13 protein-coding genes are annotated in these 20,998 nt (G+C 46.3%); 12 read left to right on the top strand and 1 reads right to left on the bottom strand.

Annotated features, from left to right (window positions below):
* The first annotated feature begins 4 nt into the window (after positions 1-4).
* From C8N47_RS03785 to C8N47_RS03730, 11 genes are all read left to right on the top strand, one after another.
* On the top strand, positions 5-1,690 hold the full coding sequence (locus C8N47_RS03785) for a hypothetical protein (protein WP_170111273.1): 1,686 nt from the start codon (positions 5-7) through the stop codon (positions 1,688-1,690).
* 27 nt (positions 1,691-1,717) lie between these two features.
* Positions 1,718-3,457 carry a hypothetical protein gene (locus C8N47_RS03780; RefSeq protein WP_146161423.1) on the top strand — a complete coding sequence of 580 codons (1,740 nt, stop codon included), beginning with the start codon at positions 1,718-1,720 and terminating at the stop codon, positions 3,455-3,457.
* Between the two features lie 17 nt (positions 3,458-3,474).
* Positions 3,475-6,582: a SusC/RagA family TonB-linked outer membrane protein gene (locus C8N47_RS03775; RefSeq protein WP_107821188.1), complete on the top strand. Its 3,108-nt coding sequence runs from the start codon at positions 3,475-3,477 to the stop codon at positions 6,580-6,582.
* Positions 6,583-6,586: 4 nt separating this feature from the next.
* Complete coding sequence (locus C8N47_RS03770; protein ID WP_107821187.1) at positions 6,587-8,257, top strand: RagB/SusD family nutrient uptake outer membrane protein; 1,671 nt, start codon at positions 6,587-6,589, stop codon at positions 8,255-8,257.
* A 426-nt stretch (positions 8,258-8,683) separates the two neighbouring features.
* Positions 8,684-10,075, top strand: a complete 1,392-nt coding sequence (locus C8N47_RS03765) for a pectate lyase family protein (protein ID WP_107821186.1) — start codon at positions 8,684-8,686, stop codon at positions 10,073-10,075.
* A gap of 35 nt (positions 10,076-10,110) precedes the next feature.
* Positions 10,111-11,097 (top strand): pectinesterase family protein, encoded by a 987-nt coding sequence (locus C8N47_RS03760; protein WP_107821185.1) that lies wholly within the window; start codon positions 10,111-10,113, stop codon positions 11,095-11,097.
* Between the two features lie 13 nt (positions 11,098-11,110).
* Positions 11,111-11,914, top strand: a complete 804-nt coding sequence (locus C8N47_RS03755) for a rhamnogalacturonan acetylesterase (protein ID WP_211316029.1) — start codon at positions 11,111-11,113, stop codon at positions 11,912-11,914.
* 3 nt (positions 11,915-11,917) lie between these two features.
* Positions 11,918-12,907, top strand: coding sequence for a pectinesterase family protein (locus C8N47_RS03750; protein WP_107821184.1), 990 nt, complete (start codon positions 11,918-11,920; stop codon positions 12,905-12,907).
* A gap of 145 nt (positions 12,908-13,052) precedes the next feature.
* Positions 13,053-14,729 carry a glycoside hydrolase family 28 protein gene (locus C8N47_RS03745; protein ID WP_107821183.1) on the top strand — a complete coding sequence of 559 codons (1,677 nt, stop codon included), beginning with the start codon at positions 13,053-13,055 and terminating at the stop codon, positions 14,727-14,729.
* Positions 14,730-15,189: 460 nt separating this feature from the next.
* Positions 15,190-16,467: a double-cubane-cluster-containing anaerobic reductase gene (locus tag C8N47_RS03735; RefSeq protein ID WP_107821181.1), complete on the top strand. Its 1,278-nt coding sequence runs from the start codon at positions 15,190-15,192 to the stop codon at positions 16,465-16,467.
* Positions 16,468-16,566: 99 nt separating this feature from the next.
* Entirely contained in the window at positions 16,567-17,325 is a 759-nt protein-coding gene (locus tag C8N47_RS03730; RefSeq protein ID WP_107821180.1) for an acyl-CoA dehydratase activase, read from the top strand.
* Positions 17,326-17,350: 25 nt separating this feature from the next.
* Here C8N47_RS03730 and C8N47_RS03725 read toward each other — a convergent pair whose 3' ends face one another.
* Entirely contained in the window at positions 17,351-18,058 is a 708-nt protein-coding gene (locus C8N47_RS03725; RefSeq protein ID WP_146161422.1) for a hypothetical protein, read from the bottom strand.
* 332 nt (positions 18,059-18,390) lie between these two features.
* Between C8N47_RS03725 and C8N47_RS03720 the strand changes: the two genes are divergently transcribed.
* Positions 18,391-19,143, top strand: a complete 753-nt coding sequence (locus C8N47_RS03720) for a helix-turn-helix transcriptional regulator (RefSeq protein WP_107821178.1) — start codon at positions 18,391-18,393, stop codon at positions 19,141-19,143.
* Positions 19,144-20,998 lie beyond the last annotated feature (1,855 nt).

Raw genomic sequence — 20,998 nt, 5'->3', positions numbered from 1 at the left:
AATGATGAAAAAAATTAATTCATATATAACGGCTTCTCTTTTAGCGATTTTTTCCCTGTTGGTCCTGATCCCCGCCTGTAAAGACGATGACGAATTGGATAATGGCGGTGATAATGGCGGCAATGGCGGTAATGTCGAAATTAAAGAAAGCATAACGGAGTACCTGCAAGAAAACTACGCAACGATGTATACCCTGTTTTCGGAAAACGGGGTAATTGACAGTATCGAAAGTTATCCTTACGATGTGACGGTATTTGTTTATCCCGACAGCGAAGTGGTCGTTGACGAAATACCGGATGTAGAGGCGTTTGTACTAGGGTGTGTCAGTGATTTGGCCATTGGATTCCCGGCCGTGAGCGACAAGCTGGAATTTCCGTTATGGAGCCAGGGAACATCGGTTGCCAGCGTTGTAGCCTCGGATAATAAATCCGTTGATAACATCAAGATATCGAAGTATATCGAAGCATCGAACGGACACATTTATGAATTGGAGAAGCCTTTCCACAAAAGACCGCTTTATGATTATTTAAAAGGTCTGGGCGAGGAGTATTCACTATTTAAAGAACTCGTATTTCGAGATGAGAAGGAAGTCGACGGTAAGATCGTCCATAGCTTGATGGACCGCTACAATACCACCGAGCTTGCCGAAGATGACTATCGCTGGAATATGAGAGACCTGAGTTTTACATCAACCTTGTTACTCCCGTCAAACGAATTGATTGAGAACGCAGTGGCTGATGCTTATTCCAAAATTGAGGCGGCTTTTGGCACCGTAAGCCAAATGGATTCCATGCGCGTTTATCGGTGGATCGTTGAGTCTAGCTTTTATGATCGGGAGTTGACCTTGAATGATTTGTTGGGTTATGACGATGTGTTATCCATAGCCGGATATCGGGCCCGGAACCATGGAGCGGTAGAGCGGACCCGTTGGAGACCTTCTGTTCAGCAAGTCGATGTGGATAATCCCATTCCGTTGGTGAACGGTACCTGTTACCGGGTAACGGAGTTGAAAGTACCCAATTATATTGCCATCTGGAGGGTGAAGGAGTATATGGTTCCGGCATGGAATGCCGTAGGAGGTGCAAGTTCAGCCTATTTTAATACCGATATGAATATCGGCCCCAGAGGCTACACCGGACATGGAGGCTACACTGCCGATCCGGAAGAGACCGAGTTCTACAGCTTTCCGGCGATAAGCTACGATCTGATGCAAGGTTTATATTGCGACGTCGATCAATATTTCGAATTCAAACTGATTAATCTTGATGGTGAAGGAACGCCCTATGCTGCGGTTCTTCCAGCCGGAGAATATTATTTGGGTTTTGGCGGGAAGAACGACAATGAAGCGGCTTGGTACGCTGAGGTTAGTATAAATGGAGAGGTCGTTACCGATGAAGGAGGATTCTGGTGGAAAAACCTGCCTACTTTCGATCGTAACGGTGGCAATAACGGATATGACGGAACAGGTGGTTATCCCTGGGGATTTGATGCCGATTTCTGGGCTACTAAAGATGGTAGCGCCGCCCAATACGATACCGATGGAAAATTTGTGTCGCTGATAACACTTGACGAACCGAGTGAGGTTACTGTAAAAATAGTTCGGCTGACCAACACTGCCGGTGGAGGCAGTATTTGGGACCGGGTATACCTTCACAGTTGTGTATTACGACCTACCCGGGATAATTATTAGAAGTCAAAATAGTAATATATATATCAGATGAAAATAACAAGATTAATTTTCGCATTGCTTCTCTTTGCTACGGCATGTACCGACGAGAAGTGGGACGACCACTATCAGAAGAATGAGATAGTCGTTGATAATCTGAATGTCGAAATCGTTGACCAGACCATCGAAGAATACATTTCATCACAAGATGATTACTCAATCATTTCTCAACTCTTTGACGAAACAGAGGTTTATAGTTCAATTGAGAGCAGGAATCAGTCGTTAACCGTTTTTGTTTATAAAAATGCAACGATAAATGAAAATGAAATTATCGACAGGGATTTCTTTGCCAAAACCTGTGTGTGTGATTTAGGATTAACGCCCACCAAGATCAGTGATGGTTTTTCGCTGTTGTTGTGGACCAATAAGTTTACCAGGATAAGGGTTGACGAATTGGGCGATGTTTTCATCGGCGATGTAAAACTGGAGCGCGTGGTCCAAACCAAGGATGGTTTTGTCTATGAGATGGCTTCGCCAATGGTTGCGCCACCTTCGCTTTACGAAGTGTTAAACTCCCTGGGCGACGATTATTCTGTTTTCAGATCGCTTATAGCCGAATACGAAGAGAAGGTGTTCGACAGAGAAAACAGCACGCCAATCGGCGTTGACAATACCGGGAATACGGTTTACGATTCAACCTTTGTTGTGACAAACAGCCTGATGGACCGATATAGCGACTATAACGCGACAAATATGTACTGGAACATGCGCGAGGAACAGTATACCTCTACCATGATGATAATTAATAATGATCTTGTCGAGAATGCTTTGGATCAGGCTTATGCTTTTTATGAAGAGGCATTCGGTACTATCCCCTCGTCGGAAGACACAACACGTTTCAAGGAATGGATTATACGAAGTGCATTTTTCGACTATGAGCTGTCGCGCGAAGAAGTAACCGGCGATGTCGATCTTTGGTCGGTTCGCGGAAAAGTTGAAGGGATTTACGACAATTACTATACGGCACAGTGGAGACCATCTGTGCAGCTGGTTGATGCTGCTAACCCGGTGAAATTCAGCAATGGTGTTGGCTATTATGTAACCGATTATAAAATTCCCAACAACTTTGTCATCTGGCGATACAAGGAATTTTTGGCCGGCTTGTGGGAGCGTTGTTCCGATGAAGAAAAGGATATGTATTTCAAGAATAATTCAGCCGCACAATCAATTAGGTCGCAAGGAGGTTTTGGCCCCTTCGGAGAATTCCCTCTGGTTAAGTATGATATTCTGCGAATGGATCCGATCTCTAATGGGGAGCACGTTGCCGAAGATGGCGATCCAGCCTATGTGGAGCTGACCGGAGTAACTTACGATGCGGTAACAAACACGATAAAGGAACTCAATGTGCCACCGGGTGAATACTACCTGCGTTGGGGGGCGTGGTCTGCTAATGCTGCATACACCGCAGATTTCTATTTTAACGGGGAGCTTGTTCGCGAAAATCAAGGCTTTCAGGGATGGTGCAACTTTGATCGCTACGGAGCGGCGGAATTTCCTTACGGTTTTTTTGACAGACACTGGCGCGTTGTTCAGGATGGTAAAGCAGCCTACTACAATAGAGATGGACAAAATGTTGCTACTGTTATTGTGAAAGAGTCTGACAATCCACGGGTTAAGATCAGACTTGAAAGTACCGATATCTTTAAGAACTCTGATGGAAGCTATAAAGATGCTTCTCAAGCTTGGGGACTATTTCACTGGTGTCTGAGACCAACAGAGAATAATTATTAATTATTAATGTACTGAATATGGAAATTGTTAAAACAATCTTATCAGCTATATTTTTGTTTATCGTTTGTGAGATCTCAGCACAAAGCACCGTTGTAAAGGGACGCGTTTTAGACGCTGACCAACATCCCGTGGAAAATGCGATTATTGGGGTAACAGGCGAGAAGACCTATACAAACGAGTCCGGTGAATTTGAGCTAACGGTGGCAAATACCGACGAGAATATAAGCGTTTCCGCAGCCGGATTTTATAATCAGGTTCAACCCTTAAAGGGAAGAACAGAATTGGAATTGACCTTGATTTCGAAGGACAAAATAGAATACACCGAGTCGGTATTGAATCCTCATCCCTACTTTCGCGACGAGCTGTATGTTCGGCCTTCTTTCTCCGTGAATAAGGAAAATAAGGACTTTGGTAAAAGCAGCTATGTGGACAATAATCTGCAGGGCGAGTTCGCAGGACTTCGCGTCGTGCGGAAGAGTGGAATGCCGGGCGAAGGAGCTTATTTGAACTTGCGAGGCGTGCGGTCGTTCGTGGGTAAGAATATGCCTTTGATCGTATTAAACGGGGTTCCCTATATGCCCGACAGCGAAGATTCTCCCATAATCGGCGGTTATTCGGCCGGACTTTTAAATTCCATCGATGCCAGTAGTATCCGGAATATTACGGTACTCAAAGGTGGAGAAGCAGCGCTGTACGGATCGCTGGGATCCAATGGTGTTATCCTGATTGAAACCACGGGATCAGATAGTGAGAACATGGATACCAAGATCACCTTTTCAGGTCAGTACGGGGTGAATTGGAACAGTAAACGGATTCCGATGATGGGGGTTGACGATTATAAAGGCTATATCTCAGACCTGGGCATGGATCGTTACGATAATATGAACTCCATCCTTTCCAATTACCCTTTCCTTCGCGACGATCCGGACTATTATTACAACTATCTGTATAATAATAATACCGATTGGCAGGACTTGATCTACTCACCCTCTTTTGTAACCGATAATGTTATCCGGGTAAACGGTGGCGATGCAGTTGCTAAATACGACTTGTCACTTGGCTACATGGGGGATGGCGGAGTTATGGACAATACAAACATCAACCGGTATCACACCCAGATTGGGGCTAAAATGATGATTACCCGTAAGCTGGAAATGGACGGTATTGTGCGCCTGGCCTATTTGACAGGAGATATGCAGGAGCAAGGTATGCTTTATGCCACCAACCCGGCACTTGCTGCTTACCGACAGTCTCCGGTATTGAGCCCGTATAAGAAAATGGCCGACAACAGCCTGCTGAACGATTACGCCGAGCAACATTACGGGGTGAGTAATCCCCTGGCTTTGGTGAATACGCTTTCGGCATCCAATCGGTCTTACGACGTTAATTTGAAGGTGAAACTGAACTATGCTTTGACCAAAAATCTGGATTTGTCAGGGATCATCGGTTTAATGTACAACTATAAGCAGGAGAGTATCTTCGTCCCCGGGCGTACTTCAAATACTGTAGTCGAATCGGACTATGGCCGGGCCCGAAACATTGTGCGTTCGGCAGTTGGCGATACAAAAAATATGTACTACAACCTAAACGCCAATTACCGGCCGGTATTAGGCGATAAGCATTCGTTAAATGTTTACGGCGGGGTGAAAATCTATACCCTGGATGTTGAGTATGATGCCGGACAGGGCTACAACACGGCTTCCGATTTTTATAAAACACTCGACTATGTAACCAGCGATTACACCCGGATATTTATGGGTTATATCGATGAGTGGCGGTGGATGAACTGCTATGCACACGCCGATTACGTGTGGAATGATTTGCTCAAAGGCTCGGTAAACCTGGCTGTCGACAGAGCTTCATCCGCAGGAACCGACGCCTCCAAAATCGAATTGTATCCATCGGTAGGCCTTACATTCATGCCTAAGAATTTCAAATCGCTTCTGAACTCATCATTTTTAAATCGCATGAATCTGGGTGTTGAATATAGCGTGACCGGAAATAGCATGTTTTCATCCAACTATGGTAAAAATTATTACAGCAGTGTTCAGGTTATGCAAATGTCGGGGCTGGTTCGTTCCGGTATTCCCAATACCAAATTGGGTTATGAGCAAACTGAACAGTTTAATGTTGAATTGGACCTGGCCCTTCTGCGAAACCGATTCGATTTGATGGTGAACTATTACGATGCCAAAACATCCGATGTCATTATTGCTCAGCCTACATCAGCGGTTTATGGAACCGACAGTTTCCTGGATAATACGGCTGTTATCAGTAACCGGGGAGTCGAACTTTCCTTTAATGCTTCACTGATCCGGGCGAATAACTTTGAGTGGAGTGTTGGTGGTAATATCGCCAAGAATATGGCTAAGGTTAAATCGCTGGGGGATGCCGAAAGTATGATCACAACCCTGGACGACGGAGCGCAAATCATTACCAAGGTTGGCGAAAACCCATACAGTTTCTACGGGTACAAACAGAAGGGAATATTTAGCACGTCGGAAGCAGCTACCGAAGCCAATTTAAGTAACAGAAAGGGCGATTATTTTGGTGCCGGTGATGTGCATTTTGAAGATGTTGATGGCGACCATGTTATTGACAATAATGACAAGCAGATCATTGGTTCCGCGGCACCTGATTACTTCGGCGGATTCTACTCGACTGTGAAATACAAAAACTTCTCGTTATCGGTGGACTTTGTATACTCCGTGGGGAACGATGCTTACAATGCAGTACGACGCTCAAACGAGTCAATGAGTAATTTCTATAACGGCTCGGTGGCTGTTGCCAACAGATGGCGCTATGAAGGACAAGTAACCGATATGCCTCGTGCCAGTTACGGAGATCCCCTCGGAAACACAAATTTCTCTTCACGATGGGTTGAACAAGCTTCCTATCTGAAGTTGAAGAATGTTACCTTAAACTACGACTTTGATCAATCGATACTCGGTTTCTTCCAAGCCGGACAAATTTATGTGACGGCAGAGAACCTGTTTACATGGACCAAATATCTTGGTTTAGATCCTGAATTTTCCTACTCCCACAGCGAGATGCTGCAGGGCGTGGATTATGCCAAGGTGGTACTTCCGAGAACAGCGAAAATAGGTGTTAACTTGAAATTCTAAGAAAATGATAAAAGCGAATATAAAATCAGGTTTTTTGTGTACTGTATCGGTTTTGTTAGCTCTGTATATGTCAATGGTATCCTGTAGTGATTTCTTCGACACCGATCCGGACACTATTTTAAAAGACGAAGACTACATTAAGACCCAAAATGAGATGTATTACGGGTATTTGGGAATCATATCGGCCTTGCAGAATGTTGCCGATCAAGCCATATACCTTACCGATACGAGAGCCGATCTACTGGAACCAACCGTAAATGCTTCGACTGAATTATGGGATGTATATAACTACGAGGATTTAAGTAATAATCCCTATGCTGATCCAACCAAATATTATACGCTTATTATTGCTTGTAATGATTTTATTTACAAGATGAAAGAGTATAAAGAAAGAGTTCAGGATTCAATGGACGAGCAGGGCGAAGTCGATTTTGAGGCCTTGATGGCAGGAGCGATCAGAGTAAAAGCATGGACTTATTTTGCGCTGGCCCGGATTTATGGTGAAGCCTACTATTTCGACGATCCACTGACCAAAATCATAGACTTGCAGGATGGATCGACATTCGTTTATCTGACGACTTACAAGGATATTGTCAATAAATGTATCGAAATATTGGACAGTGTTGACCATCTTGACATTGATTGGGGAGCCTGGTTAGACCCCGAAGACCCAACCAATTCGGAATATGCGCTGTGGCAGTTTATAACGCCCGATTACAAATGTCTTCGCTCGGAACTTTGTCTGGCCAGAGGCGCTGATGGCGATTACGAGTGGGTGAAAGAGGCCATGTTGTCGATGTTATACGCCGAGTTCAATACCAGCAACCGTCGTTGGCGGATGGGAAATATGACGAGCAATACCTATCCCCGGTTTTTTTCGCGCAATAGTTTTACCGAATACATGCCGGTCAGTACGGTTTTTTACGATTATGAAAAAAATCAGACCAATGGTTTAATTAACTGCTTCTCCGAAGGCGGGGGTGCCGAATATTTGTTAAAACCATCCGTGTACGGGCGCGAAAAATTTAATGAGAGTGGTTCCGGAAGTTTAAGGACGACAACGTTCTTTAGAAATGATGACGATCACTTCTCGAAGTTTACCGGCGACCGGGGAGGCAGAACATCCGTATATCAAAGCGACCCCCCAATTCAATTGTACAGCTCTTTTGACCTTCATTATATGTTGGCCGAAGCGCTTAACCATTTGGGAAATTGGAGGGAATGTGAGACGATTCTGAATAATGGATTGTCAAATCTTTTCCCCTCAAATACGATTGACAGAACATTGGGCTGGGACGATATGAGATGGGATATCTGGATTGGCCGTAACGTTACGCCTGACACCGGAATACGAGGTTGTTTGGGCGTGGATGCCGTTGAGTTACCCATGCCTACCGATCCTGTTTACCGAATTACCGAGGAAGAAAGACAAAAAATTTATGACCTCGCCTTACTGGATGATATGCTCATGGAGTTTGCCGGAGAAGGAAGGGCTTATGGTATGATGGTAAGAATGGCCGAACGCTATAACGACCCGGCAATTATCGGAGATCGTGTAGCTCCTAAATACCCGATATACGAACAGGGAGATATCCGAACAAAAATAATGAATGGTGACTATTATGTGAAGTATGATCTGGCTAATATGTCCGGAGAAGAGGATAGCCAGGAATAGCCGATAAGCCTTCTGTTTTTTCAATCCCGTATTGTGTGTGGAATCGCTCATCGCAGATTTCTATCGCATAATACGGGATTGCTTTTCGGTATTAACAGGATCAGCGCCCGGTTTTAAATGCAAAACAGCAAATCGGAAGATTAAGCTTTAGCTTATGCGATTTTATTCCAATTCTTTTTCAGCCTGAGCATAAAGCGAGAGATTGAAATTAGAACCATTAATGCCGATAGCCAAAAGTGGCGGATTGAAGCCTGTAACGAAATTGACGCTCAGTTCAATTGCGAATCGGTATGATAACAATTCATCCGCAGCTCAAATTCCCTTACACCCTCTTTTTGTCATTTTATCACCCTTGATGCAGCAAAATGACGCCCCCGATTCAATGATGGTGATGATACCTTTACGGTCAACTAACAAACCAAAAAAATGAATCGACTACATACACGTTTTTGCGGGATCCTGTTGACGCTCTTGTTCGGCCTTGCCGGGCAGGCATCCGGGCAGACAGGCGATCAGCCAACCGATAGACAAATTGCTTTTCCCGGCGCCGAAGGTTATGGAAAATATACGACCGGAGGACGGGGAGGGCGTGTGATTGCAGTGACCAACCTGAACGATTCGGGCGATGGCAGTTTGCGGGCAGCGGTCGAAAGCGAAGAGCAGCGAACCATTGTGTTTCGCGTTTCGGGAACAATCATGCTCAATTCGGAATTGCGGGTTCACCATGGCAATTGTACGCTGGCCGGGCAAACGGCTCCGGGCGATGGAATATGCGTGGGCGGTTATCCGGTGGTCATTGAGGCCGACAATGTGATTATTCGCTATATGCGTTTTCGTTTGGGCGATCAAAACAAAGTGGAGGGAGACGCCATGACCATACGCGGACCAAAGAATATTATGGTTGACCATTGCAGCTTCAGCTGGGCAACCGACGAGTGCGCCTCACTCTACGAAATGCACCAGGCAACCGTACAATGGTGCATCATTTCCGAAGCGCTGAACAATTCGGTACACCACAAAGGGGCTCATGGCTATGGCGGTATATGGGGTGGCGAGCAGGCTTCATTTCATCACAACCTGTTTGCCCATAACTCGAGCCGCAACCCACGTTTCAATGGATCGCGTTATGATGTGCCCTGGACCGATTTGGTCGATTTCCGCAATAATGTCATCTACAACTGGAAAGTAAATAGCAGCTATGCCGGCGAAAAGGCCCGTCAGAACATTGTTGCCAACTATTACAAGCCCGGGCCGGCAACGCCCGAAAAGGTGTCGCATCGTATTTTTAATGTTTTTCGGGCGCACGACGATTTGCCTTTCGGGGAGTTTTACATTGCCGGTAATGTCATGTTTGGCGACGAGCAGGTAACCAACGATAACTGGAATGGCGGCGTCGATCTGAATAAAGGTGCCGTGGTGCAGAACGTGAAATCAGACAAGCCATTTCCGTTTAGCCCCATTGAACACGAAACTGCCGTGCAAGCTTATCAATCGGTACTGCGGGGCAGCGGTGCCAGCCTGGTGCGCGATGCTGTTGATCGGCGCATTGTAAAAGAAGTTGAAACCGGAACGGCAACCTACCGGGGCTCACGGGCTAATCTGCCCGGCATCATCGATTCGCAGAACGATGTGGGGGGCTATCCCGCCTTAAGGTCGACACCGGCGCCTAAAGATACCGATGGTGATGGCATGCCGGATGCCTGGGAAAGAAAAAAAGGTTTAAATTTCGACGATGCGGCCGATGGTTCGGCTTACCAGTTGTCGGCCACTTTTACAAACCTGGAGGTTTATTTAAACGAATTAGTTGAAAAGAAATAACTTGAGTTGAAAACAGGCGAATATTATCCCCCCAAATGAAAAGATTACAAACATTATTTTTCGCAGTAATGGCTTGCCTGCTGGTTGAGGCTAAGCCGGTCAATGCCGATTTTATCGTAGACCAATCCGGTGAGGGCGACTTCGCAACCATTCAGGAAGCCATTAACGCCGTACCTGATTTCCGGAAAAATGAAACGGTCATTTTGATCAAAAACGGAACTTACAAAGAGAAACTGGTTCTGCCAACCAGCAAACGCATGGTTCGCTTCGTTGGCGAGGACATGCTGAAAACCATCATCACCTACGACGACTATGCCCAAAAGAAAAATAGCTTCGGCGAGGAAAAAGGAACAACCGGTTCGTCGGGCTTCTACATCTTCGGCGACGACTTTAAAGCCGAGAATATCACCTTCGAAAACTCAGCCGGCCCGGTAGGTCAGGCGGTTGCTGTGCGCGTAACGGGCGATAGAATCATTTTCAACAACTGCCGTTTTCTGGGCAATCAGGATACCCTTTACCCGCAGGGCGACCGAAGCCGGCAGTACTATAAAAATTGTTACATCGAGGGAACTGTCGACTTTATTTTTGGCTGGTCGATTGCTGTGTTCGATCATTGCGAGATCTTCTGCAAGACCTCGGGCTATGTAACGGCGGCTTCGACCCTGGAAACCAATAAATATGGCTTTGTATTTCTGAATTGCGCCATCACCGGCAATGCCGATGAAAATACCTTTTACCTGGGCCGTCCATGGCGCCCATATTCCAATGTAGTGTACCTGAACTGTTATCTGGACAAACAAATTAAGCCGGAAGGCTGGAATAACTGGGGCAAGGAGAGCAACGAACAAACAGCTTTCTATGCCGAATATAAAAGTACAGGACCGGGAGCTAATGCCGATGCCCGTGCTGCCTGGTCGCATCAGTTAACCGACGAGCAAGCGAAACAGTACAACTTAAAAAATATCTTTGGAGCACAGTCGGTATCGCCGGCTTTCGACAGCGACTGGATTCCTGAATTATAGAAAAAGCGCAAGGATGATGAATCGAAAATTACTGGCTGTTGTTTTGGTGTTGCTGGCTGTAGCCTGTCAACCCCAAACTCAGGACGAAGATAAGCGCCCCGCAAAGGTTTATCTGATTGGCGACTCAACCGTGGCTGATTATACGCAGGACGATGATTACCAAAGCAAACGCTATCCGATTACCGGATGGGGACAAGTGTTTCAACCGTTGATGACCAAAGATAGTTTAGCGAAAGTGGCCATCATTTCGGCCGACTCGGTGCTGGTTGACGACCGCGCCAAGGGAGGACGCAGTACCCGCACATTCTTCCAGGAAGGGCGTTGGCGGGCTGTTTACGATGAAATGCAGCCAGGCGATTTTGTGCTGATGCAGTTTGGCCATAACGATGCCGCCGAAAGCAAGCCTGAGCGCTATGTCAACATTGAAGGCTATAAAGAGTTTTTACGCCTTTTTATTGCGCAGACCCGCGAAAAGGGAGGAACCCCCGTGCTGATTACGCCGGTATCGCGCAACTATCCGTGGAGCGACGAAGGTGTTTTGCAGCCAACAATTCACGGCGAGTATCCGGGAGCCATGAAAGAAGTGGCCGAAGAGCTGAATGTTTATCTGATCGACTTGACGACAACTTCGGCCGAATTGTTCTCGCAGGTTGGCCGCCAGAAGGTTGCGGAAAAGTATTTCATGAACCTGCCGGCCGGGTTGTACGAAGCCTATCCCGACGGGCAGCACGACAATACGCACTTTCAGCCCGAAGGAGCCAGAGCAGTTGCTGCCCTGGTGTTTAAAGGATTAACGGAATTAACTTTGAAAAAATAGATTATGGTATTTGTTAAGAAAATCATGCTGCTGTGCGTAGCCGTTTGCGGGCTGTGGGCAAGCAGCAATGCCGATGTAAAATATGAAATGACCGTTGCGAAAGATGGCAGTGGCGACTATACAACCATCCAGGAAGCCATTAATGCCACTAAGGCTTTCCCCGACAAGCCAATTCTTATTCACATTAAGAAAGGCGTGTACAAAGAGAAAGTACGCGTGTACTCCTGGAACAACAAGCTGACGTTGAAAGGTGAGGGGGCAAAGGAAACCATCATTACTTACGACGATTATTTTGATAAAATAGGCCTTGGCCGAAACAGCACCTTTCATACCTATACCTTGAAGGTGGAGGGGAACGATTTTACCGCCGAAGATTTAACCATTGCCAATACGGCCGGTCCCGTTGGGCAAGCGGTGGCCCTGCACGTTGAAGGCGACCGGTGCCAGTTCCGCAATTGCCGCATTTTGGGTCATCAGGATACGCTTTATGCAGCAGGCGAGGGAAGCCGTCAGTATTACAAAAACTGTTTTGTGGAAGGAACTACCGATTTTATTTTCGGTGAGGCAATTGCCATTTTCGACGGATGTACCATCAACAGCAAGAGTGATTCGTATGTTACGGCGGCCAGCACAGCCGAGATTCAGCCTTTTGGTTATGTGTTTCTGAATTGTACGCTGACCGCTGACGAGGGAGTATCGAAATGTTTCCTGGGCCGTCCGTGGCGCGATTATGCCAAGGTGGTTTACCTTAACTGTCATTTGGGCGATCACATTTTGCCCCAGGGCTGGTCGAACTGGTCGAAAACAAAGCGTGATCAAACAGCTTACTATGCCGAGTACCAAAGCGAAGGGCCGGGAGCACGGGTTTCGTCACGGGTTGGCTGGTCGCACCAGCTAAGCAAGAAGCAGGCAAAAGCGTATACCATAGCCCATATTTTCAACACCTCAAGCCGCAGCAATAGCGGAGCCGACAACTGGAATCCGGGGGAGTAGTCGTTCAGTTGTCAGTCCGCGCTGAGCGAGTAAAGCTGCTTAGCCTGAAAATGACCATTAAATGACGAACACAGCGAACTAATTGACAGGCACGGAATGACGAGTAAAAGTCAATGACGATATAAAAATGCAATACACGATTCTTATGAAAAAACAATTTTGTTCTATAACGATGAGCCTGCTGTTGACGGCTTTGGTAGCCTGCCAGCCCAAAGCGCCGGTTCAGCCCGAAGTTTCGGCGACGGCTGGGTTGAACCTGCCGTTTGAGATGCCGGAGATTCAGCAGCCCACTTTCAAGGCCGACACCTTCAATATTCTGGATTTTGGTGCTGTTGCCAACGATCACAGCCTGGCAACGGAGGCCATCAATACGGCTATCACAAAATGCTCGCAAGCCGGTGGTGGTGTGGTGCTCATTCCGGCCGGATTGTGGACTACCGGACCAATTTATATGCAGAGCAATGTGAACCTGCATACGGCCAACGGGGCTTACATTCAGTTTACAGCCGACCTGAGCCAGTATAAACTGATTGATTCTTACTTCGAAGGCTTAAGCGAAATTCGTTGCGAATCGCCCATTATGGGGCGCGACTTGGAAAACATAGCCATTACCGGACAGGGAATCTTCGATGGCGATGGCAGTAAATGGCGCCAGGTGAAGATAGAAAAACTGACTGCTAACCAATGGAAGGGCTTTGTGAACTCCGGAGGTGTTGTGGTGGATGGCCGCAAATGGTATCCCTCGGAAGCATCGATGATTGGTAACGAGCAGAAGGACAAACTACCCAAGAAGTGGACCATCGAAAATATGGAGCCTTTCAAACGCTACCTGCGCCCGGTGATGGTGAGCCTGGTTAGCTGCCGAAAGGTATTGCTGGAAGGAGTGACTTTCCAAAACTCGCCGGCCTGGAACGTAAACCCGCTGATGTGCGAGCACCTGACACTTCGGAACCTGAACATCCGTAATCCCTGGTTTTCGCAAAACGGCGACGGGCTCGATCTGGAATCCTGCCGCATTGGTCTAGTCGAAAATTGCAGCTTCGACGTGGGCGACGATGCCATCTGTATAAAATCCGGAAAAGATGAACAAGGCCGTCAGCGCGCTAAGCCAACCGAGTTGTTTGTGATTAAAGACTGTGTGGTTTATCACGGACATGGTGGTTTTGTGCTGGGCAGCGAAATGTCGGGCGGCGTGCGAAACCTGTACGCGAAGAACCTCACGTTCATTGGTACCGACTGTGGCTTGCGCTTTAAAAGCACCCGTGGCCGCGGTGGGGTCGTGGAGAATATCTGGATGGAAGATATCCGCATGAGTAACATCCCAACCGAAGCCATTCGTTTCAACCTGTTTTATGCGGGCAAATCACCATCGGAAGATCCGATCACCGGCGACCTGATCATCAAATCGGCTCCTGTGTCGGATGAGACCCCTGCTTTCCGCAATATGTATTTCAAAAACATTTATTGCGACGGTGCCAACCAAGCGGTGAAAATTGTTGGTATTCCCGAAATGCCGGTCGAGAATATTCAGTTCCGGGATATGTTGATTAAAGCCAATCAGGGAATTGCCATTAACTATGCCTCGAAAATTGACTTTACCAATGTGGCGCTTCAGCTGGAGGAAAACGGTGTGGCTGCGGTCCTTTCCAATAGCCAGGATATGACTTTCGATGCATTCAAAACAACCGGAGCCGACAAGCTTTTTAAAATTGGTGGTACAACAACCAAAAATGTTCAACTAAATATGGCCGGGTATACCTTAACCGATAAGGATGTTGACGTTCTACCCGATATTAAAGATGAAATTCACTTGTTGAATTAGCATAGATTTATAATTTTTTTTAAATGGTTTTGTAAAAGGTGTTGTCCGTCATGGAGAGCACCTTTTGTTTTTTTGTCGGCAGATCGTTCATCGCTTTGGCATAAGCCCAAAAACAAAACCAGATTGCAATTTTCCCGGTTTATTTTTCCCGGGAAAAGCTTGGGCGGCTCTCAAAACATTTACCTTTGCACAAGCAACAAACTAACGTACGATCCGGTAGGCGTTTTGTGCGGAAAGTTGGACCGTTTTGCTGCCTGATTTACATCCTGAAATAGGACAGCGGTGTTGTGTCAGGTGTTTGATTACCAATAAGTGTAGGATTGCTTTATTGGGGCAAGTTAAAATGCAAATCGGTATTGCTGGGTCTGGTTCTATGGTGCCTGATTGGCACAATAGCCAACAACCATGGCTCCCGTTTTTAGAAGTCAACAAAAAAAATACACCCAAAATTAATTAACAAATGTCGGATTATAAAGAAATGTGGACGAGCTTGGGGCTCGATCAGCAAACCCACGATGCTGTATTGGATTTGGTGGGTAAAACTTACCAGGAAATGTTTTTATCGCAAAAAAATCGTCCGAAGGGAATGGAGTATTTCGATTTTGTGGTAAGCGAAATTCATGGCTTGCGCATTCGCGAATTGCTTGATGCCAAAGCCGAAGGCCGAAAGGTAATCGGTACTTTTTGCGTTTTTGTACCCGAAGAGATCGTGCTGGCTTTAAACGCCGTTTGTGTTGGCCTGTGCGCCGGAGCAGAACTTGGGTTTGAAGCCGCCGAAGAATACATTCCACGAAATACCTGCTCATTAATCAAGTCGGCTTTTGGATTTAAACTGGCTAAAGTTTGTCCGTATATTGAAGCAACCGATTTAATTGTTGGCGAAAACACCTGCGACGGTAAGAAAAAGGCCTTCGAGTCCTATGGCGACCTGGTCGGTAACTTATATGTAATGGATCTTCCGCAAACCAAGTCGGAAGCCGGCAAAGCTTTGCTGAAAGCAGAATACCTGAAATTTGCTGCAAAGCTGGAAGAGCTGACAGGCGTTGAGTTGACTGTTGAAAACCTGAAGAAAGGAATTGAAACGGTTAACAACAAGCGCAAGGCTATGCACCGTCTGGCCGAACTGCGTGCTGCCAACCCGGTGCCTATTTCAGGGCTCGATGTATTGCTGGCTAACCAGGTTTATTTCTACGACAATCCCGAGCGTTTTACAGCATCGATCAATGCCATTTGCGATGAGCTGGAACAACGAATTGCAAACGGCGAGGGCGTATTCCCGAAAGATGCACCGCGTATTTTACTTAGCGGATGCCCCATGGCTGTTCCCAACTGGAAGGTGCCCGGCGTTATTGAAAACTCGGGAGCCATTATGGTAGGCGAGGAAATGTGTACCGGCGAACGAGGGTTCCGGAATTTGACAGATGATGGCGCAAATACGGTTGATGAATTGCTCGATAAAATTGTTGATCGCTATTTCGAGATCGACTGTGCTGTTTTTACGCCCAATAAAAAGCGATACGACCACATTAAGGAGATGGTTAAAAAATATAAGGCCGATGGTGTTTTGCACTACAGCATCCAGTTCTGTCAGCCTTACCAGATCGAGGCCATGTCAGTTGAAAAGAACCTCGAAAAAGAGGGCATTCCCGTGTTGTCGGTCGATACCGACTACAGCCAGGAGGATATGGGACAATTAAAAACACGGGTTGAAGCCTTCATTGAACGCATCAAGTCGTAATCGACACAAGTTGCCGTGCAATTTGGCGAGAACAAACCATAAAACAGATAATGATGCCGGCTTGCGGGCCGGCATCATCTTTTAGCTAAAAATAAATTCATGATTTCTGCAGGTATCGATATTGGTTCAAGAACCATTAAAGTGGTTTTGCTGGAGAACCGGGAAATGATTTTCTCCAAAGTTGTCGACAATACCTTTAACCCGATGGAAACTTGCCATGCGTTATTGGAAGGACTTAGCTACGACAACATCACAGCTACCGGTTACGGGCGGCATCTGTTTGCCGATCACTACCGGTCGGAAGTAATTAGCGAGATTAAAGCCTTTTCGCTGGGCATTAACCAGGCGCTGCCCACTGCCCGCACCATCCTGGATATTGGCGGACAGGATACCAAGGCCATTTCAATTGACGAAAAGGGGCGGGTGCGTAAGTTCGAGATGAATGACAAATGTGCTGCCGGCACGGGGCGTTTTCTGGAGATCATGGCCATGGCATTGCGCTATAACCTGGACGAGTTTGGCACCGAGGCCTTGCAAGCGGCCGATTCGGCATCCATCAACAGTATGTGTGCCGTGTTTGCCGAATCCGAGATCGTATCCATGCTGGCCAAAGGAGAAGATCGGGCACGGGTGGCCCGGGGAATCTACCATTCGGTGATTAAAAAGTCAATGGCCATCATGAAGCGTGTGGGCTTGCAGGGCGATATTGCCTTTGCCGGAGGTGCTGCTAAAAGTACAGCCTTAAAAATATTGATGGAAGAAGTATTGAAGCAACCGGTTTTAGTGCCCGAACAACCCCAGATTATGGGAGCCTTGGGATGTGCTATTTATAGCGATGCCTTGGTGCTGGATGAATAGTGAGCCTAAGGCTCACTGATTTGTGCTATAAGATAAGCACACTATGCAAGCTGCTCCACGGACCAGCCAGGTTCGGATATTTGGTATTGTACCAGCGAAAATAGAGATAGGCATATTTCGCACTGTTTTCAGCACCCAACGAAAGCGTAAAACTGGCTTTGGTCGAGATTCCGGTGTTTAGTCCTTCGTTGTTCACCGATGTGGGTGCTTGTTCGTCAACCCGATAGCGGTATTCTACGCAGTTGGCTTCTTTCAGTATCGCTGCACGTCCTCCCTCCGAGTTCCGGCATTTAATGGCCAGTTCACCACCTCCCCGCTGGCTAATATCCGGCAATACCAGCTCTGTAATGGCTTTGCTTGGTTTGGTACGTTTGGTTTTTGCCAGCAGGCTGCCTTTAATATTAAAGGTATCCAGGTCGGTTACGGTAACATTGGGCGACGAGGCAATGCGATCGAGCAAATGTTGCTGATGGTCGTAGTCGACTGTCTTTTCAATAATCAGATGCAACTGTTCTGTTACAGCTGTTGTGCGGCTGTTCTTTTTATCGCTGTATAATAGATACAGGGGCGACCACTCGGCGTAATAGCCATTTAGCGTTGTTACCTCTTCTTCCTGTATCGACAAGCGGCTGGCATTGGTTTCCGGACTGCCTGCTTGCAGGTAGCGTGTTGCATTCTCCAAATAAGTGTCAAACCGACTGATTGCTCTTGGTATTCGTGTTGTGTTTCCCATTTTGTTAAGTTTTGTTGTTCGTGAATTGTTTTTCTGTTTATTTAAGCTTAACTTGATTGAATAAAATTAGAGGTTTTATTAATTGCGTGAAATAGTTAAAAATAACTAGTGATCGGTAAATGAGCTATTTGTATATTTGTTGAGGAATGCAGGATTTAGTTTCCGTACGTAAAGTGTGCTAAGAAGAAAATGCTGGTGTAGTTGATTATTGCCAGCGATTGAATGGAGTTTGTATGTTAAGTATGGCGTGAAAGGGAAAATGAAAGAATAAAGCTTTGTCTGTTTAACAGGCGAAGACTGTTGTTTCCGAATCGGATAAAAACGCTATAAAAATGTATAAAAATCAGAACAAATTGGAGTTTATTTACACCAGTGCCGACAATAGCCGAACGTCCTGTTTCCGGTCCTCAATTGCAGATCTCGTAAAACGGAATGTCGATGGCGAAATTGGTCTTGTTGACCGCGCGAGTCAGCGTTTTTTGACTTATCGTTCCAGATTAGCCCAACCTTTTGCCGGATTTTTAGGGCCCGATTTTCATCAGCAGCCAGCCTCTTCCTTTTTCTATGATCAGCTAAATGGAAACGATCGCCGTTTTGTAAAAGATAGCATCGATCAGGTGTCGCAGTTCTTGGAGAAGTTACCCGATAACCACTATTCAAAATATCAGTTAACAGTTGATGCTTGTTTGAAAAATACCGATAACGAATATCTTCGGTTAATGTGTCATCTGGTATTTTTGCCATCGGTAAAGGGATGGCCCGAAGGGGGATGTTTGGTGCTTTTCCATCGTATCAGCACCAATTGCAGCTACAGTCCTCCGCTGCGTTGTTTTTACGAAACCGACAGCCGGCAACGTGTTTTGTTTAAGGATGGCGAAGGAAGTATGCCGGAGTTTTCGGACTGCCGTTGTGCTATCTTGGAGCTCCTGATGATGGGAAAAGTCAGTAAGGAGGCCGCCGAAATTCGTCATTGTTCTAAAAGTACCATTGATAATACCATCAATGGCTTACTCCGTTGTCTGCATCTGACCAACAGACTTCATCTGGTTCATTATTTAAAATGCTTTGGTCGCTTGAATGACTAAAATGCGTGCTTGCCGCTCGTGCTTAAGTTGTTTAGTAGATAATAGCATTATTAGCCTTTGCCTGAGGCTATAAAGCAGCCCAACTCAATTCTGCATAAGTCCAACGATCTCTCCGACCAGGACGATACTCGCAAGCCAATTGCGGTTTATTGCAAGAATCAGCTCAATTCATGATCCGATAAGTTACATCCACCCCAATTCAGGCTGGCCTCCGGCTTGTTCAGGTCTGCTTCGGACTATTTCGGCTTCGTTCCGCGCTATTGGGCTTTAACCCCCAACCATTTCAGGCCAGCCTTTAAAACCTTCGATGTTTATTTAGTCAATCCGGTTATCATCCAAAACCGACCTAAAGCCACACGATTAGGTGTCTCAAGTTGTCGTGGTAGTCTTTGTTGTTATAGTTATCGTAGTTGTCTCAAGTTGTCGTGTTTTCCTGTTGTCGTAGTTGTCACAGGTTGTCGGGTTGTCACGGTTGTCGTGGTTGTCGTGGTTGTCTTAGTTGTTATAGTTATCGTAGTTGTCATCCCAAACACCATCAACGCATAACAATGAGGTTCGATCAATGCCAAAAAGTCGGGAGTTAGTTGGCCTGGTTTTATCTAGGCCGAAATCGAAGGAAAAGCTTCCTGCAATCCCGGAGGGATGCTATTTGGGTAGCTTAACGACAACAGGGGCGAAATTCCGTCCCGTACGGGACGGGAGAATCTTCGTATTGTCTTTGGTGCTACCCCAATTATACCGTTTTGAAGGCTAATTTATGCGCTGAAATAGGACCGTATAATGCCGATAGACTGAAAAAGGAGCATTGGAACGAAGTGATAGGATGTGACACTTTTGAAGCTAATCGGTATTGCATGGCTAAAGCCATTGCTGAAAAATGAAAACCCGTCCGGTAGGACAAAGTTGCTCATTGAGCAAGAGTAGGAGAGAAAAAAGCAGGCACTGAAACGCCGTGGAAGGAACTTTCAAAGTACATACCAGCAGCCCTCTGTAACGCTCCCCTGAATTGAACCAATCCTGGCGGATTAATTTAATTCTGTCCCCTCTCTGCGGGCAGAGTGGGGGAATCCAGAAGCAGCTGGTAGATTGCGAAAAGGCCATCACCGAGCAAGAATAGGTTCGATCAATGCCAAAAAGTCGGAACCCGGTTGGCCTGGTTTTATCTAGGCCGAAATCAAACGAAAAGCTTCCTGCAATCCCGGAGGGATGCTATTTGGGTAGCTTAACGACAACAGGGGCGAAATTCCGTCCCGTACGGGACGGGAGAATCTTCGTATTGTCTTTGGTGCTACCCCAATTATACCGTTTTGAAGGCTAATTTATGCGCTGAAATAGGACCGTATAATGCCGATAGACTGAAAAAGGAGCATTGGAACGAAGTGATAGGATGTGACACTTTTGAAGCTAATCGGTATTGCATGGCTAAAGCCATTGCTGAAAAATGAAAACCCGTCCGGTAGGACAAAGTTGCTCATTGAGCAAGAGTAGGAGAGAAAAAAACAGGCACTGAAACGCCGTGGAAGGAACTTTCAACGTGCATACCAGCAGCCCTTTGTAACTCTCTCCTGAATTGAACCAATCCTGGCGGATTGATTTAATTCTGTCCCCGCTCTGCGGGCAGAGCGGGGCGACGGGAGCCGTCCCTAAAGCACTCCAGATGCGGTTGGAAACCCTGCCTACCGCAGGCAGGTACATCACCCGAAACGATGTTTACAGAAAAAAATAAACACATTTATACCTTTTGTATATAACCAGATAGACAATCGTATGTGCTGGTTTTGTCGTTTTATTAATCTGTTTCGTCGATGAAACCTGGCTGTACATAGCATTTCTTGCAATACATTTTCTATTTTTG

Source organism: Mangrovibacterium marinum (assembly GCF_003046625.1).
Classification (GTDB): domain Bacteria; phylum Bacteroidota; class Bacteroidia; order Bacteroidales; family Prolixibacteraceae; genus Mangrovibacterium; species Mangrovibacterium marinum.
This window is presented reverse-complemented; position numbering and strand designations above follow the sequence as displayed.